At 43.3% G+C, this 26,958-nt stretch carries 20 protein-coding genes and 2 pseudogenes; 14 read left to right on the plus strand and 8 right to left on the minus strand.

The annotated features are described in order from the left end of the window. Window position 1: 1 nt before the first annotated feature. Window positions 2-871: an FRG domain-containing protein gene (locus tag C3420_RS03820; RefSeq protein ID WP_004894368.1), complete on the minus strand. Its 870-nt coding sequence runs from the start codon at window positions 869-871 to the stop codon at window positions 2-4. An 84-nt stretch (window positions 872-955) separates the two neighbouring features. Here C3420_RS03820 and C3420_RS03825 point away from each other — a divergent pair, with 84 nt between their 5' ends. The 14 genes and pseudogenes from C3420_RS03825 (at window position 956) to C3420_RS03895 (ending at window position 20,260) form a co-directional block, all read left to right on the plus strand. Next, on the plus strand, window positions 956-1,504 hold the full coding sequence (locus tag C3420_RS03825; protein ID WP_103800761.1) for a GNAT family N-acetyltransferase: 549 nt from the start codon (window positions 956-958) through the stop codon (window positions 1,502-1,504). A gap of 536 nt (window positions 1,505-2,040) precedes the next feature. Then, a complete protein-coding gene (locus C3420_RS03830) occupies window positions 2,041-2,916 on the plus strand; it encodes a MetQ/NlpA family ABC transporter substrate-binding protein (protein ID WP_103800762.1) in 876 nt (291 codons plus the stop codon). Window positions 2,917-2,989: 73 nt separating this feature from the next. Beyond that, window positions 2,990-4,015: a methionine ABC transporter ATP-binding protein gene (locus C3420_RS03835; protein WP_103800763.1), complete on the plus strand. Its 1,026-nt coding sequence runs from the start codon at window positions 2,990-2,992 to the stop codon at window positions 4,013-4,015. Next, complete coding sequence (locus C3420_RS03840; RefSeq protein ID WP_103800764.1) at window positions 4,012-4,707, plus strand: methionine ABC transporter permease; 696 nt, start codon at window positions 4,012-4,014, stop codon at window positions 4,705-4,707. Before C3420_RS03835 ends, C3420_RS03840 begins: the two co-directional genes overlap by 4 nt. A gap of 550 nt (window positions 4,708-5,257) precedes the next feature. After that, window positions 5,258-8,830, plus strand: coding sequence for a DNA polymerase III subunit alpha (dnaE, locus tag C3420_RS03845; RefSeq protein WP_103800765.1), 3,573 nt, complete (start codon window positions 5,258-5,260; stop codon window positions 8,828-8,830). A gap of 35 nt (window positions 8,831-8,865) precedes the next feature. Then, the gene (locus C3420_RS03850) at window positions 8,866-9,714 is read left to right on the plus strand and encodes an RNA methyltransferase (RefSeq protein WP_004812609.1); all 849 of its coding nucleotides are present in this window, start codon (window positions 8,866-8,868) and stop codon (window positions 9,712-9,714) included. Continuing rightward, a complete protein-coding gene (gene cysE, locus C3420_RS03855; protein WP_004894357.1) occupies window positions 9,714-10,523 on the plus strand; it encodes a serine O-acetyltransferase in 810 nt (269 codons plus the stop codon). The genes C3420_RS03850 and cysE overlap by 1 nt, the downstream gene beginning before the upstream one ends. 105 nt (window positions 10,524-10,628) lie before the next feature. After that, window positions 10,629-11,537, plus strand: a complete 909-nt coding sequence (locus tag C3420_RS03860; protein WP_004812606.1) for an ABUW_2363 family tetratricopeptide repeat lipoprotein — start codon at window positions 10,629-10,631, stop codon at window positions 11,535-11,537. A 118-nt stretch (window positions 11,538-11,655) separates the two neighbouring features. After that, window positions 11,656-13,677, plus strand: a complete 2,022-nt coding sequence (locus C3420_RS03865) for an alpha/beta fold hydrolase (RefSeq protein ID WP_103800766.1) — start codon at window positions 11,656-11,658, stop codon at window positions 13,675-13,677. Window positions 13,678-13,974: 297 nt separating this feature from the next. Beyond that, window positions 13,975-15,215: pseudogene (locus tag C3420_RS03875) on the plus strand (diguanylate cyclase domain-containing protein). A 234-nt stretch (window positions 15,216-15,449) separates the two neighbouring features. Further along, window positions 15,450-18,083, plus strand: coding sequence for a DNA mismatch repair protein MutS (gene mutS / locus C3420_RS03880; RefSeq protein WP_103800769.1), 2,634 nt, complete (start codon window positions 15,450-15,452; stop codon window positions 18,081-18,083). A gap of 202 nt (window positions 18,084-18,285) precedes the next feature. Next, the gene (gene fdxA / locus C3420_RS03885; protein WP_004812595.1) at window positions 18,286-18,609 is read left to right on the plus strand and encodes a ferredoxin FdxA; all 324 of its coding nucleotides are present in this window, start codon (window positions 18,286-18,288) and stop codon (window positions 18,607-18,609) included. A 139-nt stretch (window positions 18,610-18,748) separates the two neighbouring features. Further along, complete coding sequence (locus C3420_RS03890; protein WP_004812593.1) at window positions 18,749-19,462, plus strand: D-Ala-D-Ala carboxypeptidase family metallohydrolase; 714 nt, start codon at window positions 18,749-18,751, stop codon at window positions 19,460-19,462. 132 nt (window positions 19,463-19,594) lie between these two features. Beyond that, window positions 19,595-20,260: an O-methyltransferase gene (locus tag C3420_RS03895; RefSeq protein WP_004812592.1), complete on the plus strand. Its 666-nt coding sequence runs from the start codon at window positions 19,595-19,597 to the stop codon at window positions 20,258-20,260. A gap of 201 nt (window positions 20,261-20,461) precedes the next feature. Here the strand turns inward: C3420_RS03895 and C3420_RS03900 are convergent, their stop codons facing one another. The 7 genes and pseudogenes from C3420_RS03900 to C3420_RS03930 all read right to left on the minus strand — a co-directional run. After that, window positions 20,462-21,304, minus strand: a complete 843-nt coding sequence (locus C3420_RS03900; RefSeq protein WP_004812590.1) for a universal stress protein — start codon at window positions 21,302-21,304, stop codon at window positions 20,462-20,464. 187 nt (window positions 21,305-21,491) lie between these two features. Further along, entirely contained in the window at window positions 21,492-22,112 is a 621-nt protein-coding gene (locus C3420_RS03905) for an acyltransferase (protein ID WP_103800770.1), read from the minus strand. Continuing rightward, window positions 22,105-22,704 (minus strand): IMPACT family protein, encoded by a 600-nt coding sequence (locus C3420_RS03910; protein WP_103800771.1) that lies wholly within the window; start codon window positions 22,702-22,704, stop codon window positions 22,105-22,107. The genes C3420_RS03905 and C3420_RS03910 overlap by 8 nt, the downstream gene beginning before the upstream one ends. A gap of 107 nt (window positions 22,705-22,811) precedes the next feature. Continuing rightward, window positions 22,812-23,999, minus strand: coding sequence for an HlyD family efflux transporter periplasmic adaptor subunit (locus C3420_RS03915; protein ID WP_004894337.1), 1,188 nt, complete (start codon window positions 23,997-23,999; stop codon window positions 22,812-22,814). After that, window positions 23,996-26,134 carry a type I secretion system permease/ATPase gene (locus C3420_RS03920; RefSeq protein ID WP_103800772.1) on the minus strand — a complete coding sequence of 713 codons (2,139 nt, stop codon included), beginning with the start codon at window positions 26,132-26,134 and terminating at the stop codon, window positions 23,996-23,998. The genes C3420_RS03915 and C3420_RS03920 overlap by 4 nt, the downstream gene beginning before the upstream one ends. A gap of 2 nt (window positions 26,135-26,136) precedes the next feature. Next, a pseudogene (locus C3420_RS03925) lies at window positions 26,137-26,637 on the minus strand (TolC family protein); the annotation flags it as partial. A gap of 11 nt (window positions 26,638-26,648) precedes the next feature. Then, window positions 26,649-26,958: transposase (locus C3420_RS03930; RefSeq protein WP_146048145.1), on the minus strand; the 310-nt coding region annotated here is incomplete at its 5' end.

Below are 26,958 nucleotides of genomic sequence, written 5' to 3' on the forward strand. Positions count from 1 at the left end.
TTTATTTACTATATATCTGCTTAATGTAACTAGCTACTTTTTCAATTTCTGGAAAAATAGTTGCTTCGGTAATCCCCAAAATTTCAAGTTGCCCAATTATTCTTGCTTTATCACTATGCGGAATAATAATTTTTTTATTCTTAGTCAAAATTAAACTATCATTTAATTTTGCAGGTTTGTCTTTCTTAAAATTATCAATCCCAAATAAGAAAAATGCGCTATCTTGTCGAATCACACGTTGATTATCCATTTTAGGTTTTACACATAAAACCTTGGAGAGAACATTTGGCTCTATACGTGGTTCGAAATGAGGTTTTTCACTCTGGATTTCGTAAACCAACTTCTTAACATGGTATTGGGAGTTAAACTCCACCCACATTTCATCATACCCATCATCGAGAAACATTAGGTCTGTATCTATATTCGGAGTTATCCAAAAATCGTAAGAAATACGGCTTAAATTAGATAAGATACTAACAGTATCACTGTCATAATATTTGATAGACGATTTAGGTACTTTAAAAACAATCAATTCTGCATCATTCTTTGACTTAGATTGACATGCAAAATATAAAGCAATTAATGGGTTTGTTGTTATATCCAGTAAACGTGTTGGCAGTGAGTAATGCTGCATTTTTACCAAAAATTCGAATGTAGTTTTACAATGTTCAAAATCCTGTGGACACCTAAGCAGTAACTCTTTAAAAATAATATGCTCATTTTTTATGATTCCATCACGATAAATATAAGGCTCAAGCTTATAGTCTTTATTTGAATGTCCCCTAAAAAAGATTGCATGATCATTCGAAATCAATTCATATTCATTTAATTTTTTTAAAATTTCTGCAACACCAATCTGCTGTTTAGACATGTAAAACCCAATGAAAAATTATTTTTTATGTAGATAAATTTATAATACATATAAACCTTTTGCTTTTGCAGATTTAGATTCCATATGGATATTAAAATTGAGACCCCTCGCCTTATCCTGCGCCAATGGCAAGATTCCGATACTGCCCCATTTATCCAAATGTGTGCAGATGAGGATGTGATGCGTTATTTTCCCTCCCCATTGACACCTGAACAAAGTTTACGATTTATCGAAAAAGTGACTCGGCAGATTGATCTGCATGGTTGGGGTTTATGGGCAGTTGAGCTAAAAGAGACTAAAGAATTTATTGGTTTTATTGGCCTGCAACCACAGCCTGATTTGTTTGAGTTTTCGCCCTGTATTGAAATTGGCTGGCGACTTGCAAAAGAGTATTGGCATCAGGGTTATGCCACTGAAGGTGCACATGCAATCCTAGATTATGCCTTTAATAATTTAAACCTAGATAAAGTTGTGTCATTTACTGCCAAATCAAATACCCCATCTGAGGCTGTGATGAAAAAGATAGGCATGGTAAAGATTCAAGAATTTCAGCATCCAAAGTTGCCGGAAGATCACCCTTTATGTTGGCATGTGTTGTATGAGATCGATCAAAGCAATTATTCAAGTAAATAAGAGTTGATTTAAGTCCTCCTTAATCATTCATTAAAAAAGATCTTTCAGTAGCTTAATGAGCTGATGGATTTATCATATTTATTCATTTTTATGATTTCTATTGGATAAAATCTTATAAAGATCAATATTTAAACGGTTTGGAATTTTGGCTTATCTTCAATAAAAATAATATATTGTATTCATTAATATTTTGATCATTTTCATCTAATTTATATTCTATTAAAAAGATAAATAAATACTTTTTATTCACTATATTGAATAAACAATAATTGCTATGATTGCGCCCATCCAGAGCATCATTTACGACTATATCTTTAAATAACCTCTATTTACTCTCTCCAAATAGAAAAAGTATATAGCGTTTGGTGAACTCTAAACCGATCAAACTAACGTGAACTATTGCAGTACATTTGCATTTTCCCTGCCGGAGCCACATGCGACTCGATCTAAGGTCAGCTGAAAGTGTAATAAAACTCCACTTTAACATGATCTTAAAATGCATATACTTTAGGCAACACGAGAATTAGGACATCTTTATGAAAAAGCTACTTGGCGTTTTACTCAGCGCATCTGTACTGACTTTAACTGCATGCGGAAAACAAGAAGCGCCTGCAACGGACGCAGCACAAAACAAAGATTCAGGTGAATTGCAAACGGTTACTATGGCATCGACTGGTTCAGATGCTGACGTATGGCGTTACATTTCAACTTTGCCTGAAACCAAGCAAGCTGGCATCAAGCTGGATGTAAAAAACTTCACTGACTATGTGTCGATGAACACTGCTGTTGCCAATAAAGAAATTGATGTTAACGCATTCCAGTCTTATGCCTATATGGTGGCTTATAACGACGCTAATACACAAAAGATTGCTCCACTTTCTACGACTTATCTTGAGCCAATGGGGATTTACTCAAGCAAAGTAAAAAAAGTAGAAGACTTTAAAACTGGCGCTACGATTGCCATTCCAAATGACGGCGCAAATGAATCACGTGCACTGTTATTATTGCAATCTGCGGGTTTGGTAAAACTTAAACCGAACTTTGATCTGGTTAAAGGTACGCCTGCTGACATCACTGAAAATGCGAAACAGATCGTGATCAAGCCGATTCAAATGGCAACAGCAGTACGTGTAAAAGACGAAGTCGATGCGATTGTTTTAGGTAATACCCTGGCAATGGAAGGTGGTCTGAACGTATTGAAAGATGCAATCTACTATGAAGCCATTGATCAAAGCACTAAAATGAACGTGAACGTTTTAGCAGTTGCAGCCGATCGTCAAAATGATCCTGTACTTCAAAAAGTTGGCCAGTTGTATCATACTCCTGCTGTGAAAGCCTATGTTGATGAACACTTTGGCGGTACAAAGGTTGCGGTAAACAAACCGGTAACTTATTTGACCGAAGCAAAGTAATACAATAATCAATACTCAAAACAGGCAAGGATAACTTGCCTGTTTTTTTATTCGTGATGCAGTATTTGACACTATGATTAAATTTAAAGACATCTCCAAACAGTACGAGCTGAAGGGTCAGACCTTACATGCTCTGAACCGGATCAACCTGCAGATTCCGACTGGCAGTATCTTTGGTATTATTGGCTATAGTGGTGCTGGTAAAAGTACCCTGATTCGCCTGATTAACCTGCTGGAACGACCAACTTCGGGCCGGGTAATAATTAATGGTACAGATTTTACTGCTTTGGATGCCAAATCATTGCGTCAGGAACGTACCCAGATTGGCATGATTTTCCAGCACTTTAACCTGATGCAGACCAAAACTCTGGCTGCCAATATTGAAATGCCAATGAAACTGCTTGGCTGGAGTAAAGCTGAACGGGAAAAGCGTCTTGAAGAATTGCTGGACTTTATTGATTTAAAACATAAACGCAATGCTTTTCCAGATGAACTTTCTGGCGGTCAGAAGCAGCGTGTCGGTATTGCCCGTGCCTTAGCGAATCATCCAAAGATCTTGTTATGTGATGAAGCAACCTCAGCTCTCGATCCGCAAACCACCAAGTCTGTACTGCAACTGCTGAAACGCATTAATCAGGAACAAGGCATTACGATTGTGATGGTCACTCATGAAATGGATGTGATTGAAACTGTATGTGATTATGTGGCAGTCATGGAAAAAGGTGATGTGATTGAAACTGGCTCTACCCTACAGATTTTCAGTCAGCCTCAGCATCCGACCACGAAAAACTTTATTCAAACCGTCCTACAGCAAAACTTGCCCGTAAATATTCTGACGAATCTGGAAAATCAGAATCATCAAAGTATTTATTGTTTAAAGTTCCTGGGTAGCTCAGCGCAGGAAACTGTGATTCAGGGCGTTATCAAACAGTTTGATATCAGTTTGAATATCCTGTTTGCCAATATGACTGAAATTAATGGTTCGGTGATTGGACAGATGTTTATCCAGCTTCTCGGTGATCCCGCGCAAATTACAGCTGCAATACAATATCTCCGAGATAACGGCGTACAGGTAGATCAGGCAGGAGTACAGGAATGAGAGACTTAATTGTACAGTGGCTTACTACGATCACTGCGCCTTTCTGGAAAAGCTCGCTGTCGATGGACCAGTTCATGACCGCACTGCAAGAAACTTTCCATATGGTGTTCTTCGCGATGCTGTTTGGTTGTATCTGGGGTTTTATTCAGGCGATTACTCTATTAGTTACTCGTCCAAATGGAATTTTACCAAACCGTGTGATTTATCATGGTCTAAATCCGATTGTAAATGCACTGCGTTCTCTGCCATTTATTATTTTGCTGATCGCAGTGATTCCACTAACCAAGTTTTTGGTCGGCACTTCAATCGGGACTTGGGCAGCGATTGTACCTCTAACTATTTATGTCGGTCCTTATATCGGCCGTCTGGTGGAAACTTCTCTTCTGGAAGTAAATGAAGGCATTATTGAATCTGCCCAAGCCATGGGTGCAACACCAATGCAAATTATTTTCAAGTTTATTCTGCCGGAAGCGCGTAGTTCGCTGATTCTGAATCTTACGACTGCCACCATCAGTCTGATTGGAGCTACCGCAATGGCAGGTGCTGTCGGTGCTGGCGGTATTGGTGATCTGGCGATTTCTTATGGTTATCAGCGTTTTGATACCTCAGTGGTGATCATGACTGTCATTGTATTATTGATTCTGGTACAGATTGTACAGAGTGTGGGTGACTGGTTATCTCGACTGCGTTAAGCTAAATTCCTAAGTAAATAAAGCCCTCTTTTTGAGGGTTTTATTTTCTACCCATAAAATATCTGCATCTTAAACATCGAAGCGAACATTTGATACATGACTTAGCAGCATGGATGCTGCCGTTGATCTGTGGCACATGGAAGTGCCATCAGATCAACAAAGGAGTTTTGTTACTTTTGGCCCGTCAAAAGTAAGGCATAACTACTCAAAATTTAAATTAAAGTAAAAATAATGAAATTCTAATTTTCAAATAACTTCATGAATAAACTTACTGATACTTAAAATTCTTTTGTTACTTTTGAAAGATCAAAAGTAACAAAAATCTTCTGTTGGCTTGATGATACGTACCTGTATCACAAGCCAACGGCGACATCCATGTCGCCTCATACAAATTTAATTTGGGTGCGTAGTTCTATTCCGATAAAATGATAAACATGACTTTAAGTCAATTCTAATTCACAATCTAAAAGTTCAGCATTTCCCCTCAATTTCAAACTGAAACAATAAATCCCGTGCTAAACTATCGAGTGGTTTTAGCAGGGACTCATTTATGCACTTTGTTCATCTTGGTATTCATACAGAATTTTCGATTACTGAATCCATCGTACGGATACCGGACCTGGTCAAAGCTGCTGCTAATGACGAGATGCCAGCACTCGCGCTAACCGATTTGTCTAATCTGCATGCCGCAGTCAAATTCTATAAAAAATGTCTGGATAAAGGCATCAAACCAATTCTCGGTTCTGAAATTCGCCTGAATGATGCCGAGCATCGTGTCACCCTGCTTTCCATGACCAATAAAGGCTGGCGCAACCTGACCGAACTGGTCTCTGAAGGTTATATTAGCGGCCAGCAACTGGATATTCCTTGTGTACAAAAAGATTGGATCTTAAAGCAGCACGATGACATGATCGTATTGCTGGGTATGCAATCTGATGTCGGCAAAATGCTGATTACCTCAAATCCCGATAAGGCTGAACCTTTACTACAAGAATGGGTAGAGAAATTTGGTAATCGCGTATATTTAGCGCTTACTCGTACCAGTCGTCCTAATGAAGACCTTTTCATTGAAGAAGCGGTCAAACTCGCCAAAAAATATAATATCGGTGTAGTCGCACATAATGATGTGCATTTTATTGCACGCGAAGATTTTGAAGCGCACGAAGCACGTGTCTGTATCGCCGATGGTTATGTACTTGGTGATAATCGCCGTCCTAAAACCTATAGTCCTGAACAGTATTTTAAAAGTTCAGCAGAAATGGCAGAGCTTTTCTCGGATATTCCAACCGCGATTGAAAATACCTTTCATATCGCAAGACGCTGCAATGTCACCTTGCGTTTAGGCTTTAATGACCTGCCAGACTATCCGATTCCGGAAGGTCATACCATAGGCAGTTATTTTACCCATTTATGTGAAGTCGGTCTGGAAGAACGCCTAGACTTTCTGTATCCCCCTGAACAACGTGGTGAGGACTGGCCGGAAATCCGTCAGCCTTATGATGAACGTCTGGCCTTTGAAATCAAGATTATTCTGGACATGGGCTTCCCGGGTTACTTCCTGATCGTAATGGACTTCATTCAGTGGTCCAAAGGGAATGGTGTGCCGGTAGGTCCGGGCCGTGGTTCAGGTGCCGGTTCTCTTGTAGCCTACAGTTTAAAAATTACTGACCTTGATCCACTGCGTTATGACCTGCTATTCGAACGTTTCTTAAACCCGGAACGTGTTTCGATGCCTGACTTTGACGTCGATTTCTGTATCGCTGGTCGTGACCGCGTAATTGATTATGTAGCGCGTACTTATGGCCGAGAAGCAGTTTCCCAGATTGCGACCTTCGGTACCATGGCGGCCAAAGGGGCAATTCGTGACGTGGCACGTGTCCTCGGTAAATCCTATGGTCTGGCTGATCGCATTTCCAAACTGATTCCCACCAAACCTTTGGGTTTAAGCCTGGAAGAGTCTCTGGAAGCCGAGCCACAACTGAAAGACGTCGTTACCAATCCCTCCAATCCGGATTATGACGATGCTTCTGAAATCTGGGAAATGGCGCTGAAGCTTGAAGGTATTACCCGGAATACCGGTAAACATGCCGGTGGTGTAGTAATTGCACCAACCAAGCTGACTGACTACTCAGCTGTGATGTGTGATGCTGATGGTACTGCGCGTGTTGCCCAGTTCGATAAGGACGATGTCGAAGCAGCCGGCCTGGTGAAGTTCGACTTCCTGGGGCTGCGTAACCTGACGGTTATTGAAGATGCGGTTAAGAATATCAATAAGCGTATCCAAAGCGATAAACCGCTGGATATTGCTTATATTCCGCTAGATGATAAAGATGCTTATCTGGTCTTTGCCGAAGCCAATACCACGGCAGTGTTCCAGTTTGAATCCGTGGGCATGAAAAAGATGCTGAAAGAAGCTCGCCCAAGCAAATTTGAAGAGATTATCGCGTTCGTATCATTGTACCGTCCGGGTCCAATGGACCTGATTCCTGACTTTATCCATCGTATGCACGGCGGTGAGTTTGAATATCTGCATCCCCTGCTTGAAGGCGTATTAGAGCCAACTTACGGGATTATGGTCTATCAGGAACAGGTAATGCAGGCTGCACAGTTCTGTGCCGGCTATACCCTCGGTGGCGCGGACTTGCTGCGTCGTGCCATGGGTAAGAAAAAGCCTGAGGAAATGGTCAAGCAGCGTAAAATCTTCATTGAAGGTGCTGCGAAAAAAGATATTGATGAAGCCACAGCTAACCATATCTTCGACTATATGGAAAAATTTGCCGGCTATGGTTTTAACAAATCGCATGCGGCAGCTTATGCTCTTGTTGCTTACCAGACGGCATGGCTGAAAGCCCATTATCCGGCTGAGTTCCTGGCAGCGGTGATGTCTTCGGAAATGCAGAATACCGATAACGTGGTATTCCTGATTGATGACTGCCGCAAGAATAATCTGGAAGTGTTACCACCGTCAGTTAATATGTCCATCTATCAGTTCCATGCTACTGATGAAAAAACCATTGTCTATGGCTTAGGAGCGATTAAAGGCGTTGGTGAAGCGGCTATGCAGTCGGTGATTGAATCCCGTCAGAAAGAAGGTCCCTATAAAGACCTGTTTGACTTCTGCCATCGTATTGACCTGAAAAAAATCAATAAACGGACTTTGGAAGCCTTGATTCGTGCCGGTGCTTTGGATTGCTTGGGCATCGAGCGTGCTGACCTGATGGCACAACTCCCTGAAGCGGTACAGGCTGCGGATCAGGCTCGCCAAAACCGTGAAACTGGTATTATGGATCTGTTTGGTGAAGTTGAAGAAGTTCAACGCAAACCTTCTAAGCCAGTCAAACCGTGGTCCGATGAAGTCCGCCTTAAAGGCGAAAAAGATACGCTTGGTCTATATCTGACTGGTCACCCGATTGATGTTTACCGTAATGAACTGAAAGCTTTTGTACCGTGTCAGATCAATGAACTGACCCCAACCCGCCGTGGTGTGACGACGGTATTTGCAGGCCTGGTGGTAGATGTAGCCAACTTTCCGAACCGGATGATGGTGACGCTGGATGATGGTACGGCACGGATTGAAGTCTCGACCAATCATGAACGTTTTAACCGCTTTAAAGACATCGTTCAGGTGGATCAAGTGGTGGTAATTGAAGGCGAAATTTATGAGCGCGAAGGTTTTGACCGTCCAATGGGTCGTCTGACTAAAGCCTTTAGCCTGAACGAAATCCGCCAGAAACGAGCCAATAGCATCAAGATTACCCTGCAAGCGGAACATTACAGTAAAACCCTCAGCCGTGATCTGCAACAGATTCTCATGCCATATACCAATGTGGATATGAGTACGCATATTCCAGTCATTCTTTATCTGGATTATGACTATGCAACGACTGAGCTGCATCTGGGCCTGAACTGGAAAGTTGCTCCGTTGGATGAGCTGCTGGTCAAATTACGGGACTACTTTGGTAAAGCTGCCTTGCATATTGAATATCAGGTTAAATCTAAAGCTGCCCGTGCGGTGTCTTATGAAGAAGCCAAGCCGGTTGAAGTGCAGCCTCCTCCTGCAGATATGAGTATGGATGATGCCCTGGCGCAATATGAAGCCGAGTCTCAGCCGCAATATTCATAAATTCTGACCTTTAAAATATTTATATTGGAATCATCATGAGTCAAATTGACAATGCTGCTGTTTCAGCACATCTCTCCCATGTGCGTATTGTCATGGTTAATACCACCCTGCCTGCCAATATCGGTAGTGCTTTACGTGCCATGAAAACTATGGGCCTGTCCAAGCTGGTTTTGGTTGCACCAAAAACCTATCCACATCCGGATATTGATGCCTTGGCTGCAGGTGCGACCGATCTGATCGAGCAGATTGAAATCGTCGAGACACTGGAAGACGCGATCAAAGATTGCCAGATCGTTTTTGGAACCAGTGCACGTAGCCGCACGATTCCCTGGCCTCTTCTGGATGTGCGTCCTGCGGCTGAAAAAGCGCTGTCTGCGGTCGTGCAAGAGCAACAGGAAATTGCGATTCTGTTTGGTCGTGAAGACCGTGGCCTGACCAATGAAGAACTGGCAATGGCGAATTATCACCTCACTATTCCAGTGAATACTGACTACGGTGTACTCAATGTCGCACAAGCAATTCAGGTCATCTGCTATGAACTGCGTATGGCTGCATTGGATCAGGTAGAACATCCACGTGATGCTAAAGCCACCATGCAGGTCATTGATGGCATTGAAATGGAATGGGATGAACCGCTGGTGAATCATGAACAGATGGAACAGTTCTATCCACATTTAGAAAAAATGCTGGCAGAAATTGAGTTTATGGATCCTAAAAATCCACGATTGCTACCTTTACGCTTGCGTCGCCTATTTGGACGTATACAATTAGATCGTATGGAATATCATTTACTCCGTGGTATTTTCAGCCGGGTTCAGGCCTTAAATAATGGCACCTGGAAGAAATCTTCACACACTACCCAACAGGACAAGGATCAAATCTAATGTTTAAACAGCTCAAAGAGGATATACAGGCTGTCTTCGCGCGCGATCCTGCTGCACGCAACACCCTGGAAGTCTTGACCACATATCCTGGCATTCACGCGCTGATGATGCATCGTGTGGCGCATGAACTGTGGAACAAAGACTGTAAAGGCACAGCACGTGCTTTATCCTCATTCAGCCGTTTTGCTACAGGAATTGAAATCCATCCGGGTGCCAAGATTGGCCGCCGTTTCTTTATTGACCATGGTATGGGTGTGGTGATTGGTGAGACAGCTGAAATTGGTGATGATGTTACTCTTTATCACGGTGTAACCTTGGGGGGTACGACCTGGAATAAAGGCAAACGTCATCCAACCCTGGAAGATGGTGTGGTTGTGGGCGCTGGCGCAAAAATTCTCGGTCCGTTTACAGTTGGTAAAAATGCCAAGGTCGGTTCTAATGCTGTTGTAACCAAAGCCGTACCGGCCAATACCACAGCGGTCGGTAACCCTGCCCGGTTTATTACTAAAGACCAGCCGAAAGATGAAGCTGAAGCTCGTCGTCGTGATTATGCAGAAAGTATTGGTTTCCAGCCATATGCGACGACACAAGATCAGTCTGATCCGATTATTGAAGGTATGCGTGTCCTACTTGACCGTATTCAGCAAAATGAAAAACGCATGAATATGCTTTGTAACCGTTTATCTATGCTTGACCCTACTTTCAAGAAAAACCAGCTGAATGAACATCCGCTCAGCAAGGAAGATCTAAAGATTCTGGAAGAAGCTCGCCGTGAGTGCGAAGCACAGACTTCTCAGTCTAAGGCCTGATCAAAAACGGTAACACGCCGTAACTTGCATGTTCGCTACAGTTTTCTTAGACTGACGAACATGCAATCTCACAATTTTTCAAAATAACATAAATGGATGTATACCATGACATTTAAGCCTTTGGCACTTGCCTGCTTCGCAGCGCTGGCATTGACCGCATGTTCAACTCCATCCTCAAAGCAAGACACACCTAAAAATGCAATGGTGTTCGCTGAGCCGGAACTGACCCCACCCTTTTATGCATTAAATCCATTCAATTATAACGAACCACCTCCATTTGAAGTGCACTTGCAGAAAGCTGCTGCTGCGCCTGTCACCAAAATGGTGGTGAACCGTGCTGATAACCCATCAGAAAAAATTACCCTTGATGTGAATCGTCTGATCATTCCAACCGTAAACAGCAATACGCGTTCTATGCGTTATGCGACTTTAGCTGGGCCGAATGAAATTGATATCACTGAAATTGATGATTTCTTGCAATTAGTTGAAGGTAAAGCACGACACTATCCACCACGTTTCAGTGACCGTCAGGAACGTAGAGGTTTTGAACTGAAATTGAAACGTGTCACTCAGGAACTCGATACTTTAGCTGCCAACAATAATGCCTCTTTCGATATTTTAATGCGTGCATTTAAAGCCAGCGTTATGGCGCGTAATCTCGACCTAGGTTCAGTCTATACTACTAAATCATTGGCTTATGCACAGCGTATTCTGAAATTGAACCAGGATGATGCTGAAGCCAACTTCTGGTTCGGTTTTGGTCTGTCTGAGGGTGGCGGTCAGCGTGAAGCGATTCCTTATCTGGAAAAAGCCATGAAAGCTGGTGTTCAGGAAGCCTACTTATCTGCGGCCAACAACTACATTGCCATGGAAAATAAAAAGAATGCAGTTCAGGTGCTGAAAAATTATAAGGTGAAATACCCACAAGAAGCACAAGTAGCAGACCAGCTGATTCAGGAAATTGAGAAGCAAGGTCGCTGGAATGTATGGCAAGTGCTGACACCCAAAAATTAAAGTGAAAATGCTCGTGATCTGAGTTACAAAATAGACTGCTTCGGCAGTCTTTTTTCTGATAAAAATAAGTAAAATACAAAACATTATTTCAATATTTAACTGAGCATTCAGATTTCATATGCACTATAAAATGAATAAAGCATTCGTCCTCTGTTCACTCTTATTCACCACAGTCCTGACTGGCTGTCAGGTGGTCAGTGTGAAAGAACAAGCCTTCAATGTCACCATCAGTAATGAACGTGACAGCATTTTAACCAGAGATAAACTGAGTGAAGCCAGCCTGAATGTTCTGTCCATGACTGGGCGTGAAGCACGCATCTGTACCGAACAACCGCAGGAATGCGTAGAGGCGCTCAAGGAGATCCCACAGATTCTGGATGAACAGCTTCTGTCTACTGCCAGTGAGTTGTATCTGGCCAAATCGCTGCAATTGGGTAAAGGTTCAGAATGCAAAAGCAGCGTTCTAACCAAGACCCAGTCTGAAGAAAAAAAGCAGCTACAAAAACAGAATATCCAGAAATGCCAAGATCAGCAGCTGGCGATGCTGGACCAAAGTATTCGTTATAGCTATGCCTATCTGTTCAAAACCCAGCGTGCGCCACAAGATCGTATCTTTGACAACCGTCAGGTACAGATTCGTGACTTTTATAACCTGGCGATCTCACATTTGATCCATGTTTATTCCGAGCGTCATCAGGCCAAAGAGGGCAGCCGCAAGATTCAGGTCGGCAACAGCATTTATACAGTAGATTTCGAAAACTATCCTGAAATTAAGGACCAGCCTTTTGAGAAGCTCATGTCGACCTATAACATGAATTTCTCTGGTCTACGTTCAATTACCCGTCGAGACGGTTTTGGTTCGGAATTTGTAGTAGTCCTTCCCGAAGAAAAACGTATCACACCAAATAAAAAATATATTGTCGACCCACTGAATTTCAAATATGCAGAAGGCAGCAATCCGAATATTCATTCGGCGCGTTATCTGGCCACTACTATTACCGCAGTTCCTAAATCTGCGACCAGTATTGATCAGATTATTAACGGTCCGGAATTCCAGCTCAAATTGCATGATCCCTACAAACATGAAAAAGTAACCGTTGCAGGTAAACAATATGCGCTGGCTGCAAATTTCTCGGCGCCCTATGGCTTATGGCTGGCTGAAAATAACCTAGGACGTGCTGCCTATCTGGTGCTGATTGACCGGGATGACAACCTGATCATGCCGCATCTTTATATGCTTGAACCCTACAATCCGAAGAAAAAAGTGATTGTCCTAATCCATGGCCTAGCCAGCAGTCCTGAAGCCTGGATCCGTCTCACCAATGACATCATGGGTGATCCGGTACTGCGGGAAAATTTCCAGGTCTGGCAAGTATTCTATTCAACCAATATGCCAATTCTGGAGAGCCGTTATCAGATCAATGCCCTGATCCAGCAAGGTTTCCAACGCATCAATGCGCAGGATCCTGCCAAGAAAGATGCCGTACTGGTTGGTCATAGTATGGGGGGTGTAATTGCCCGCCTCTTGGTAAGTGATGCCAATCTGATTCCACGTACTGAAGAGCTGATTAATAATAGCCGCCGTATCGAACGGTTCCGCAATAATCCATTATTTAAAGCACGTTTGCAGCTTAAACCGATTCCCAACTTTAACCGGGGGATTTTTTTGGCTACCCCACATCGCGGAACTGATTATGCAGATCGCTGGTTTACCTTGGCGGCCCGTAAAATTATCCGTTTACCGGGTGCATTTCTGGGCGCATTTGCAGATACCTTACAAGGTGATATTGGACTGGATGATTTCATCAAGGAAGTTGGCCATGACATGATTCAGAACGGTCCAAGCGATTTATCCAAAAATTCGAAATTTAATGCGCTGACCCGTGATGTCGTGCCATACAAAGGCTTTAAGTTCCACAACATTATAGGTAATACGACAGATAGTACCGATAAATCAGTGATGACAGATGATGTGGTTCCCTATCAAAGTGCCGAGCTAAAAGGCGCAATTTCTGAGGAAATTATCAAAGGTGGTCATTCGATTCAGGAAACGCCTGAAGCTGTACTCGAGTTACGTCGTATCTTGAGGTTGCACCTGACTGAACTCGGTTTATATCAGCCGCAAAAAGTACTGAAATAAGTATAAAAAACCGAAGTTAAAACTTCGGTTTTTTATTTTCTCTCTTGCGAAATAGCTATAAATCTAAAGTTACTTAATTTAAGAGCATGTAAATTGATAAGCACTTCTAAGAGATGATAAAGATAGTTAGGCAATCAAATTACTTTTTTTATGATATATATGAAATATAATTTTTTTATATATAAAAGGATATTTCTTGAGCAGGATACTTTATCTGTGCTATCAATAGTTTAACCATTCGATACAATCTACAGTATCAGTAGTTAAACGACTTTATTTGCTTAGTAATGGTACTTTATGAAATTAGCTGGCTCTAAACAGATTAGCCATGAAAAAGTAAATGAGCTGATTGCACATGGACTGAACTATGTGTATTTCAGAAAAGAACTCGAGCTAATCTATCGCCAGCAATACCGTGACGAAGCTGCTTATGAATTTCGTTTTCGGGGCAGCATTATTCTGGTTCTGTATTTTGTGCTCAGTTACGGGATCTTTCAGACCATTTCAATCGATGAAAAACTGATCCATTGGCTTTCTCTGTATGCCTGGGTTGGGGTAATTACCATCGCAGTTTGGTTAATGTCGTTTAGCAAGCCGTTTAATCGTTTTTTTGACCTGTATACCACGTTAGGTGCGACCAGTGCGGTCGCGATTTCTTTTGTGATTATTCCCGTGATTGGCCAGGATATTGATAATGTGACGCCCTGCTGCACGTGGCCATGATGTATGCAGTCGTCATTAACTATAGCTTTGTCGGTATGCGCTTTTATTCAGCACTCATTGCGGGTTGGGGCGGTGGACTGATTGGTTATCTGGTCACGGTTTCTCTCAACTACGATATTGACTGGACCTTCTTACATCGTACCTATACGTTTAGCAGTCTCCTTGGAATGATTATTGCCTATGCGATTGACCGCCAGCATCGTGAGAACTATTTGCAAAATTGTATTATCGAACTGTATAAAGAGGAACTGACTCAACAGGCACAAGAACTGGAACGGTTGACCCAACTTGATGCGCTCACTGGCCTGGCCAATCGACGTTATCTGACAGAATATCTGGACACACAATGGCGCCACGCACTACGACATCAAGCGCCTTTGAGTATCATGATGGTGGATATCGATTACTTTAAAAACTATAACGACCACTTTGGACATATTGCCGGTGATGCATGTCTACAATTGGTAGCCCAACAGTTACAAGGCATTTCTTCCCGCAGTATGGAACTGGCAGCACGTTATGGTGGAGAAGAATTTTTACTGGTCTATCCTTATATCAATGAAGTAGAAATACAGAAAATTGCCCAGGAGCTGATCCAATGCATCAATGCTTTGCAGCTGTTCCATCCTGCCAGTCAGGTCTCGGGTCATGTCACGGTGAGTATTGGCTGTGCCAGTATCAAGCCTCAGGAAAATGATCGCCTGGCTGATTTTATTGCTCAGGCTGACGAAGCGCTGTATGCTGCAAAAGCAGAGGGCCGTAATCGCTTTAAGATCGCTCCTCGTCAGTCTAAAAACAATGTGTATATGATTTAGACCTGACTCCGATCCATATTTTTAGTGTTTAAAACCGGTAATCTTTCATTAGACTCGACAGAAGTCATCGAATCCATTTCTTTCTAAAAATTAATTTTGCTAGACTTAGCTCAATACACATTTTGCATGGCTGTTTTGATGGTTTCTGCTTGGGCAAATGAATAGCGACTATATTGCCTTCAGCTCATCAGCCTTAACCAGTCTGCCCATTATTTTTTAAAGGATTTCTTCTTAATGACCAGTTCAGAACTCATGGCTGATCTTTCTACCCTAACACCTATGATGCAGCAATACATGTCGGTCAAAATGCAGCATCCACACTCATTGATGTTTTATCGCATGGGTGATTTCTATGAACTGTTCTTTGAAGATGCCCATAAGGCCGCCAAAATTTTAGGCATTACCCTGACCCATCGCGGTAAAGCCAATGGTCAGCCAATTCCGATGGCCGGTGTACCTTTCCATGCTGCTGAAGGATATCTGGCTCGTCTGGTAAAAAAAGGCGAAACGGTGGTGATCTGCGAGCAGATCGGTGAAGTGACTGGTAAAGGTCCAGTTGAACGTGGGGTCGTCCGAATTATCACTCCCGGGACTTTAACTGATGATGCCTTATTAGGTGTGCATCAAACCTCCAACCTGGTTGCTCTGTGTGTTCAACACCAACAAATCGGAATTGCACTTCTCGATCTGAGTGCGGGTTTATTTAAAGTCCAGCAAATCGATTATGACTTAAGTCAGTTAGCCATTGAGTTGGCACGCCTGATGCCAAGCGAAATTGTGGTGGATGAAAATCTGCAAGATCAGGCACTGATAGAACACTTAAAACAACAGCTAGATGTTCCAATCAGTAAACGTCCGAATGTCGACTTCAACCAGAACAATGCCCAGAAGACCTTATGCGACCAGTTTGCAGTAAGTACACTTTCAGGTTTCGGAATTGATCATCTGCCTTTGGCCAAAGCTGCTGCGGCTGCATTGATTCACTATGCTAAAGAAACCCAGAAAACGGCTTTACCGCATATCCGAACCATTCAACTGGAACAAAGTTCAGACTTTATTGCACTGGATCCAGTCACCCGTCGTAATCTTGAGCTAATTGAGCCTTTATTTGAACATGGTACTTCATTGTTCCAGCTGATCAATGATTGTCAGACCGCTATGGGTGGCCGTCTGCTTAGCCGCACCCTGATGCAACCGCTTCGTGATACTGCGATACTGGATGAGCGACTGGATGCGACACAGGCATTACTTGAAGGTTTCCATGAATCGCCAGTCCGTCTGGTCTTAAAAGAAATCAGTGATATTGAACGTGTACTCAGCCGTATCGCTTTAGGTAGTGCTCGTCCACGTGATTTAGTGCAGTTGCGTCAAGCCTGTGCACAGATTCCATTTTTACGCCATGCGTTACAACCGCTGTTAAGTCAGCAGAATTCGAAATTATTACAACAGCTGAATGAAGAACTGGGCGATTTTCATGGTCTGCATCAGCGCCTGATGTCCGCCATTGTTGAAAATCCACCAGTATTGCTACGTGATGGCAATGTCATTGCAGAAGGTTTCGATAGCGAGCTGGATGAGCTACGTAAAATTCGTGATCATGCCGGACAGTTCCTGATTGATCTGGAAATTAAGGAACGGGAGCAAAGCGGTATTCCTACCCTGAAAATCGGCTACAACCGTGTCAGTGGTTATTATATCGAACTCACTCGTGCACAAGCCGAACAGGCTCCTGAGCATTATATTCGTCGTCAGACGCTGAAAAATGCTGAGCGTTATATCACGCCTGAACTAAAAGCTTTTGAAGATAAAGTGCTGTCTAGCGAATCTCGTGCGCTTGCTCGTGAAAAAATGCTGTTCGAAATGTTGCTAGATGAACTGCGTCAGGATATTGGCAATCTACAGATGATGAGCAGTGCGATTGCCCAGATCGACCTATTGGCAAACTTTGCGCATCAGGCACGTTTGCGTAACTGGTCACGCCCGAAATATAGTCCGGAAATTGGCTTGAAAATCCAGGCAGGCCGTCATCCTGTTGTGGAAGCTTTAAGCAAAACTGCCTTCACTCCAAATGATACACAACTCGATTATCAGCACCGGATGGCCATTATCACCGGTCCAAACATGGGCGGTAAATCTACCTTTATGCGTCAGACTGCACTGATTGCCCTACTGGCCTATTGTGGTAGTTATGTTCCGGCGCAGGCTGTAACCTTGGGGCCAATTGACCGCATTTTTACCCGGATCGGTTCGGCAGATGACCTGTCTACAGGTAAATCCACCTTCATGGTAGAAATGACCGAAACTTCGCAGATTCTGCATCATGCGACTAGTCAATCACTCGTGCTGATGGATGAAGTCGGTCGTGGTACCAGCACTTATGATGGTCTGTCCCTAGCTTGGGCATGCGTACTTGATCTCACCCGACGTATTCAATGTTTATGTCTGTTTGCTACGCATTATTTTGAGTTAACTGAACTGGCCAGCGAATCAGGTATTGATAACTATCATGTGACTGCCCGTGAAGTGAATAGTAACCTGATTTTGCTGCATAAAGTGCAACAAGGTCCAGCCAGCCAGAGTCATGGCCTACAGGTCGCCAAACTTGCCGGTATTCCAGCAAGCGTAATCCGGGAAGCACAAAACCGACTGCGTATTCTGGAAAAGCAGCATCACACCAAGCCTCAAAGTCCACAACCTGATCTGTTTGTGATTGAACAGGTCGAAACAGTCGTTGAGCGGATTATTGAGGTGGAAAAACCATCAGCTGCACTTGAACTGCTGGAAGACATTGATGTCGACAGCCTCAGTCCGCGTGAAGCCTTACAGCAGCTTTATGCACTGAAAGATCTACTGAAACTACCAGGCTAAACTCTTCAACCGCTTCATTCAGTATGAGGCGGTTTTGTTTTAGGTAGCTATAATCTCTGAATTTGATATCTGTATCGGTTTTTTTGCAAAAATAACAGCCCTATATATAACAAATATCAATAAAAGGAATTGTTAGTTGCTGCGGTTTTTGCCTAAAATACACATTAGTTATTAGAACCATATTTTTTAGGTAGCTGTCGCCATGACCTTCGTTGTCACTGAAAATTGTATTAAATGTAAATATCAAGACTGTGTTGAAGTTTGCCCTGTAGATTGTTTCTATGAAGGTCCGAACTTCCTTGTAATTAACCCGGACGAATGTATCGACTGCGCGTTATGTGAACCAGAATGTCCTGCAAATGCAATTTTCTCTGAAGATGAGTTACCTGAGGGTCAGGAGGTATTCATCGAATTGAATGCTGAGCTGTCTCAAAAATGGCCGAATATCACCCAAATTGGTGATCAGCCAGCTGACCGTGAAGAATGGAACGGTAAAGCAGACAAACTGCAATATCTTGAAAAGTAATTTTCAAATCCCCAAAAAAGATCAGCATAGTCTGGTCTTTTTTTGTACCTGATGCACACATTTCATTGCAATTTATCCTGAATTCCTTCGCAAAAGTGGACTAAAATAGCGCTATTTTATAAATACCTGATTTCTAATAATGAAGCATTTTTACAAGGGATTATTGGGTCTCAGCATGATCCCTTTTGTCATGGTGGGCTGTACCACTGCGACAAAGAAACCAATGACCTTGCCAGATGGAAAACGGATTTACATTCCTCAGGAACAGGTTAAGGTTGACCGTAAGGTGCTGCCTAAGAGTATTCCTTTTGCCTATACCAACTGGGCAGCCGTAGCAAATAACCTCTCTCGTGTACGCGAGTATGAAGTATTTTTAGAACGTAATTCGGTAGGCAATATCATTCCAAGTTTTGAATTGATGCGTACTGCACGTGACTGGTCGCGTTGTGGTGGACCACAGTATATGGTGCCAAGCCGTGAGTTGTGGAGCAATCAGTTGCCAACGTTACGTGTATTTAAATATCTGGTTGCAGCCAATGTCCTCAATGATTTCGAAGTGACCTCAGTTTATCGTGATCTGCCGCTCAATAAATGTGCTGGTGGTGCTAACTCTTCACGTCACCTGTATAACTCTGCGATTGATTTCCGTATTGGCCCGGAATTTCCGCAGCCTGAAGATTATGCCTATATTGAGAATACCAAGTTCAAACTTTGCCAGTTCTGGATACAGCATGGTCAAAGCCTGAATATGGGCTTAGGTCTATATGCTTCAGGTCAGATCCATATTGATACCCAAGGTTACCGCACCTGGGGCCCGGATTTAAGCCGTAGATCTTCAATGTGTAATTACTAAGTCATTCCACCTACAATACAGAATCTGTAAATCGTTCTGTATTGTTCATTTTCAAAGCAAATATAAAACAATAAATTGCGCTCCACTGCGAAAGGTTTAAAATGCCTGCATCGCAACAAAGGTGCTCAAGCTATGCAACAAATGTGGACAGATCTCGACAATTATATTGATTCACATTTAATTCCAGATGATCCTATTCTGAAACAGACTCTTGAAAATACAGCTGCGCATGGATTTCCTGATCATCTGGCGGTAGCTGCCAATCAGGGCATGCTGTTACAGATGCTGATTCAGATGAATGGCTGCAAGCGTGTACTTGAACTGGGAACTTTTGCTGCATATAGCACCATGTGGCTGGCACGTGCCCTGCCTGAAGATGGTTATATCCTGACCATTGAAGGTCGTGATACGCATGCCGCGATGGGTCAGGAAAATATCGAACGTGCCAACCTTAAACAGACAGTCGAACTTAAATGTGGCCGTGCGGCAGATATTCTAAAAGCCCTACCAGAAGATACAGAACCATTCGATTTTATCTTTATTGATGCGGATAAACAGAGCTATCCTGAATATCTGGAGCTCAGCCTGAAACTGTCTCGTTCAGGTACAGTAATCTTTTTAGACAACGTGATTCGTGCTGGGGCAATTATTGATTTGGACAATAATAAGCCAAGTATTGAAGGTATTCGCAGCATGTTTGAAGCAATGCAGAATCACCCGCGCCTACTTTCCAGTACTGCTCTACAGACCGTGGGCAGCAAAGGTCATGACGGTTTTGCACTGGCTATTGTCAAATAACAGTCTGAGAGCAAAAAACACCCAATAAAGTATTTTAAATATATAACAATAACTTATGAAATGTAACCACAGAGTTATCCACAATATATGAGGATAACTCTGATTATTTTTAAATCAAACTGTAACAATTTCCAACTTCAAGCTTTTTAATTTCGTGGAATTGTTATTTTAACTTTATAACGCTTTTTCCAATATTTTCCTTTACTTGGCAACCAGAAGCGGTACTTTGGAATTGCGGAAAATGGTGGTTGCGATACTACCCAGGAAGAACTGGTGGATTTTGCTGTGACTGAATGCACCCAGCACAATCAGCTGAATTCCCTGCTCCTGCTGATAAGACAGAATGTTCTCTGCCACATCACCATAGCGGTATTCAGGAACAACATCCAGTCCAGCTTCTTTCAGATAGTTCAACGGTTCATTCAGGATTTCTGCATGATCTCCGACATACAGCAAATGACACTGTAGCAGTTTCAGTAAATCACTTTCTGCAATGCGTTTCATCATCTGGATACAGGTTGGTGAATATTCGTAGGCAAAGATAAAGCGTGTCGGCGGCTTAAAGTTTTCACCCACTGTCATTACCGTACAATTGGCACCACGGATAAAGTTTTCCACATTGGTACCCATCGGCTTGTTTTTCTCAGCCGAGCGTTCACCCAAACGTCCAATGACGACAATATCATCAGGTCTGAGTAACTGAAAGCTTTGTTCCAGGAAATCCCCTTTTTCCTGAATATGGATGGTGTTGATATTGTGTTTTTCTTTGATCTGGTCAGAAATGTGGCGCAGCAGATTATTGCTATAGTCTAAAGCCAGTTCACTCTGTTTCTGTTCAAGTTCGGCCAGTTCTTTTAATAGCATGGCATTGCTTTCAAAACCAATCACACCACTAATTTCCCCCAAATGATAGCTTGCAGGGTAATAATCCAAAACTTGCAATAACACCAGCTCGCGATGGGTCTGCTTGGCAATCCATGCAGCCGCTTCTGCGAGGGCATTAATGCATGGAGAAGAATCAATGCAGGCAATGACACGTTTCATGTTTAGCCTCTCTCATTATAATAAAAGTTCTTAGATATTTTTAAGTTAGCATAGCCTTCGGCAAATGTGCAGCGAATTCTGTAGCACAGGATTTGAATTATGTTATTTTTTATGTGACGTTCTAGTGGCTTATACATTTTTGAACTACCAGAACAATCCTTGTATCGTCTGAAACTCTAATCATGTATTAATCCCGGTAGTGAATCAGTTTGGCCGGGTTACCCGCAACGATCATGCGTTCATCCACATCTTTGGTGACCATACTGTTCATACCAACAATGGCCTGATCCGCAATTTTCACTCCGTCTTTAATACCGACATGAGCACCAAGCCAGACATCACGGCCAATTTCAATCCCTTTGGAACGCACCGGCTGTTTATAAATGGGCTGTTCCAGCGCCATCCCATGATCAAAAGCGTACAGGTGACAATAGGCCGCCATACGCACCTGATCATGTAACTTAATTCCTACCCGTCCACCATCCAGAATACAGTGGTGATTAATCGCGACTTCATTGCCAATTTCTAGTGGCCCATGCAAGGTACAGTCCGCTGCGATAAAGCTATGATCACCAATTACAATTTTTCGGCCCGGTTCAGCGAAAATATGTGCCAGTGGTGAAATAAAGCAGTTCTCACCAATCTCGACTGTTTCCATTTCACGCAGATAGTCCTGATATTCGCGCTGCCACTGTTCTGCCCAGCCCCGGTTTTTAGGCTTGAGTGACCAGTATAGCCACGGCATATAATTCAGACGATGCTTGTGCTGCTCGCGGTATTTCAGTAGAGGGTCCTGCTGCTCAGTCATCTTGGGGCTCATCTATAATTTTTAAGGCTTCACGTCCGCGGCTGATATCCTGAATCTTCAAAGCAAATGGCTCAATCTGATGTTTCTGCATTTGCGCAATAACCTCGATGCCTTCTGCGGTATAATCTTCCTGATAGTCAATCTGTTGCTGATTCAGCTCATATTGAAAAATAGCCCATTCACTAAAATTACAACGAAAGGACACTTTTTTCTTTTCAATCAGTTCAATCTTTTCAGCCAAAACTAGGCATTGTCCCGCACAGCCCCCATAAGCACGAACCAAACCACCCGTACCCAGCTTGATTCCTCCATACCAGCGATTCACCAGCACCAATACATTGGTCAGCTCATTGCCTTCAATGGTCGCTAAAATCGGTCGACCTGCGGTGCCAGAAGGCTCGCCATCATCATTAAAACGCACATTATGTCCAATTTTCCATGCCCAGCACTGATGCGTCGTGGTGGTATCACGATAAACTTCCAGAAAATCCTTTACATCCTGTTCGGATTCCACCGGCGTAGCAAAGGCCTGAAAGCGGCTCTTCTTGATCTCTTCTTCAAAACTGACAAGGCTGGCAATAGTAAAAGACATTGGATTCAAACAATAACATCACTGTGTTGCAGTATAACGTGTTTGCTGGCACAAACAAAAAAGCCCCTATACATAGAGGCTTGATTTTGTACAACTACTATGAAGGATTAGCGTTCGCGTAATGCTTCTTTAGCCTTGTTAAACGGTTTAACCAGATAATCCAGTACGGTTTTTTCACCCGTACGGATATCCACGGTGGCCACCATGCCCGGGGTGATATTAAATTCCTGTCCGGCTTTATTGGTCAGCTTGTCATTTTCGGTACGGATATACACACGATAGTAAAATTGGTCCTGTTTGACTTCATCACGTAGAGTATCGGGGGAAATCACAGTGACTTTACCTTTCAGGCCGCCATAAATCGAGTAATCATAAGCGGTAATTTTGACCAGCGCTTCCTGATCCGGACGGATAAAGGCAATATCACGTGGTGAAATACGCGCCTCGACCAGCAATTTTTCATCCAGCGGTACAATCGTCATCAACTTGCCGTTTTGTGGAATGACGCCTCCCAAGGTCATGACATCAATTTCCTTCACCACGCCACGTACTGGCGATTTGAAAATAGTCCGGTTCAACGTATCGGATTTACCACGTACCACCTGTTGCTGAGTTTCCACATCAGTATTGGCTTTGGCAAGCTCTTCACGCGCTTTCACAAAATACTGGTTCCGCACATCATTCATCTGGTTTTGCAGGTCATTGGCTTCACGCTTTAAACGCAGAACTTCCACTTCGCTTGCAGCACCTTTTGCAACTAATGGTTCAGTCATCGCCAGTTCTTGCTGTACCAGTACCAATGCCTGCTGTAACCCTGCTAAAGATTGTTCCAGATTAGCACGACGCGATTTATATAATGCAGTTTCCTCTGCCACCAGTTTTGGCTCTTTCAGCACCTCTGGCGGGAAGGACAAGGGCGCACCAGTGACTTCAGCACGTAAGCGTGCCGCAGTTGCACGCGAAGAAATTAACAGAGAAGCCGATTCACCCACATTGGATTCAAAACGGGTGGGATCCAGCTGCGCCAATACCTGACCCTGCTCGACAATTTCACCTTCTTTGACGTTCAGCTTGGTGAGGATACCACCTTCCAAAGACTGAATAACCTGTTCCTTGGAAGAGGGAATCACTTTACCGGTGCCTGTCGAAACTTCTTCCAGCTTGAACAGCCATGCCCACGTCAGCAGAATCAGTAAACCTATGCCAATGATCCAGATGATCACACTTGATTTTGGCAAAGGTGGTTCCTGAAAGCTGACTTTGGTTGAACGCTTGATTTCCTGTTGTGCACTCATGCGCTTGCTCCCGTAACACGCTTCGCTCCACCTTGTGATTGATTCAGGATCTGGTCCCGCGGACCATCCATCACAATCTTGCCGTCATTTACGACAATGATGCGATCTACCAATTCAAGTACCGCACGACGATGTGTAGCCACCACCATGGTTCGGCCAATCAGATAAGTTTTTAAATTATCAATCAGCTGTTTCTCAGAAACATCATCAATGGCAGCAGTGGGTTCATCCAGCAATAAAATTCGTGGTTGGCGAATCAGTAAACGAGAAAGTAACAAGGCTTGACGCTGCCCCCCAGAGAAGCCCACACCACCTTCCAGAATGATATGGTCCAGGCCTTCTTTTTTCTCCTGAACAAAGCCCAATGCACCTGTGAGTTGCAAAGCTTCAAGGATTTGCTGGTCAGTTGCCAGTGGTGCACCCAGCGTCAGGTTTTCACGAATGCTGCCATAAAATAACTGTGAATTTTGATTCAGTAGGCTCATATCACGGCGCACATCTGCCGGATCAATCAGGTTCAGGTCAATCCCATCAAGTTTAACCTTGCCCTGTAACGGCGTTTGCATACCGGATAACAACTGCAATAAGGTTGATTTACCGGCACCATTACGCCCCAAAATCGCAATCTTCTCACCGGGCTTGATGTCCAGTTTTGGAATGACTAGAGTCGGTTTAGGGTCATCTTCACCATATTTGAATACTGCCCCGCTCAGCTCGTACTGACCTTCGAGTAATGGGCGGTGAATCAGATGTGAATAATCCGGCTGATCTACCGGCTTTTTCATCAGTTCATCTAAACCGTTTTTCGCGACTTTCGCCTGCTGTAAACGACCCAACACACCGGTAATTTGCGAAATTGGCGCAAGCATACGCGAAGACAGGATTGAACAGGCAACCAGTGCACCTGTGGTCATTTCACCTTCCATAACGGCAAAACAGCCCACTAATACGACGATGGCAAATGTCAGGCCTTGAATCTTTTGCGTCCAGGCGGTCATCAAACCAACGATTTTACGTTGCTGCATGCTGACATCCGCAGACACTTCATTCATATGGTTCCACTGGTTCTGGAAACGCGATTCAGCACGCAGTAGCTTGATGTCTTCAATTCCTTGTACTGCTTCCACCAGCAATGAATTACGGATTGCAGATTCACGCATGCCCATTTGTGCCAGCTCACCCAGTTTCTTCTGTGCCAGAATCCCCGGTAGAATCATTATAGGTACGACTAACAGCATCACCCAGAATAGGTTTCCGCCAATGAGCCAGAAAATCCCCAGGAACAGGAAGAAAAATGGCAGGTCGGCAATTGCAGTCACCGTAGTAGAAGTCACCAGTTCACGGACGCCTTCCAGTTCACGAATCTGTGAAATAAAAGTACCGGTAGATTTTGAACGCTCTTTATTTTTAATGCGTAAGGCATGACCAAAAACCTGGTCAGAAATACGTAAATCAGCGCGCTTGCCGATAATATCAGACAGATAGATCCGGGAGACGCATAAGGTAAATTCGAAGATTGCCGCAATCAATACACCGCTTGCCAGTACCCATAAGGTCGGGATAGACTGTGAAGGAATGACCCGGTCATACACGTTCATGGAAAAGACAATGGTAGCCAGTGCGAGGATGTTCGCGATTAAAGAAGCAAACATCACATCGATATAACGCTTCCAGTCATTCAGGACAATTGACCAGAACCAGTTCTTTTCGAAAGGCTTGATATATTCATCGACCCGGGCATCGGGTACTGAAGACTCAGGACGTAAGATATAAAGGTTTTTAGCACCCTGCTTCAGATGTTCCAGGTTAAAAACCTGAGACAACCCCTGATCGCCACTGAGCTGTACACTAGCTTTGCCTTCACTATCAATGCGCTCGATGACACCCACTTCGCCATTTTCAAATTCTACCAATATTGGCAATTTCCATGGACTGAGCAGACTGGCATGAAATTTATTTTTACGTACATTTAAACCGATCTGACGCGTGACAACTTTGAGCAGCTCGTCAACATCATGATGCTGGTTCCAGTCGAGTTGTAAGCGGATTCTTTCCTCAGATGGCTCGATGCGATAATGCTTGGCGATATTAAGTATCGCCTGAAGCCACGGCTGATAATTTATTGTATTATTCATGGCTATACTTCAAACCCCTGAATAGAAATACGGTTAAGGTCATAAAGATCGCGTGTGCGACCGGTGACCTGAATGTACTGAACAATAGCGGTATAAATATCGTAGCGCGCGGTTTCAATTTCTTGGGCTGCGCTGTGAATTGCCTGCTCTGCATTAAGCAGATCGACTACGGTTCGAGTACCGAGTTTATATTGTTCCTGATACAGCTCTCTGGTGCGCACAGTGGTTGCACGGCGCTGTGCCAGAATGTCCATTTGTCGCTGTTTATTTTCAATCTGTTCGCGAATCAAACGGACCTGATCGACTACATCCAGATAGGCAGTATTGACCTGAGCACGTGCTGCTTCTTCAGCAAAACTGGCTGCACGGGTCTGTGATCTGGTCGCCCCACCTTGATAGAAATTACTGGTGGCTTCAATCATCACAGAGTTATAAAAGCCATCATCTTCATTATTATTCGGATTGCGGCCATTAATGGCCTGACTCATACTCCCTTTGATATTAGGGCGTGTCCTCATTTGGCTTTACACCAAATAAACATGCAAGCAATGTAAATCATAGACTGGTAATTTCGTGCAAGCTTATCAAATCGGGTTGCAATCGCTCGGAAATGCTTCAATCTCGCAAACACATTTTCAACTAAATGTCTTAATTTATATAGATATTTATCAAACTCCTTATTCGATCTTTTACTATCTGATCTCATTGGAATGATGGGAATCATATCCTTGTTCTGGGCATATATTCTAATGTGCTCAGCATCATACCCCTTATCAGCAATGAGATAAGTTGCCTCGCCTACAGTATCAATCAGTTGTTTTGCA

The sequence above is a fragment of the Acinetobacter sp. ACNIH3 genome (genome assembly GCF_002918965.1).
Classification (GTDB): Bacteria; Pseudomonadota; Gammaproteobacteria; order Pseudomonadales; family Moraxellaceae; genus Acinetobacter; species Acinetobacter schindleri.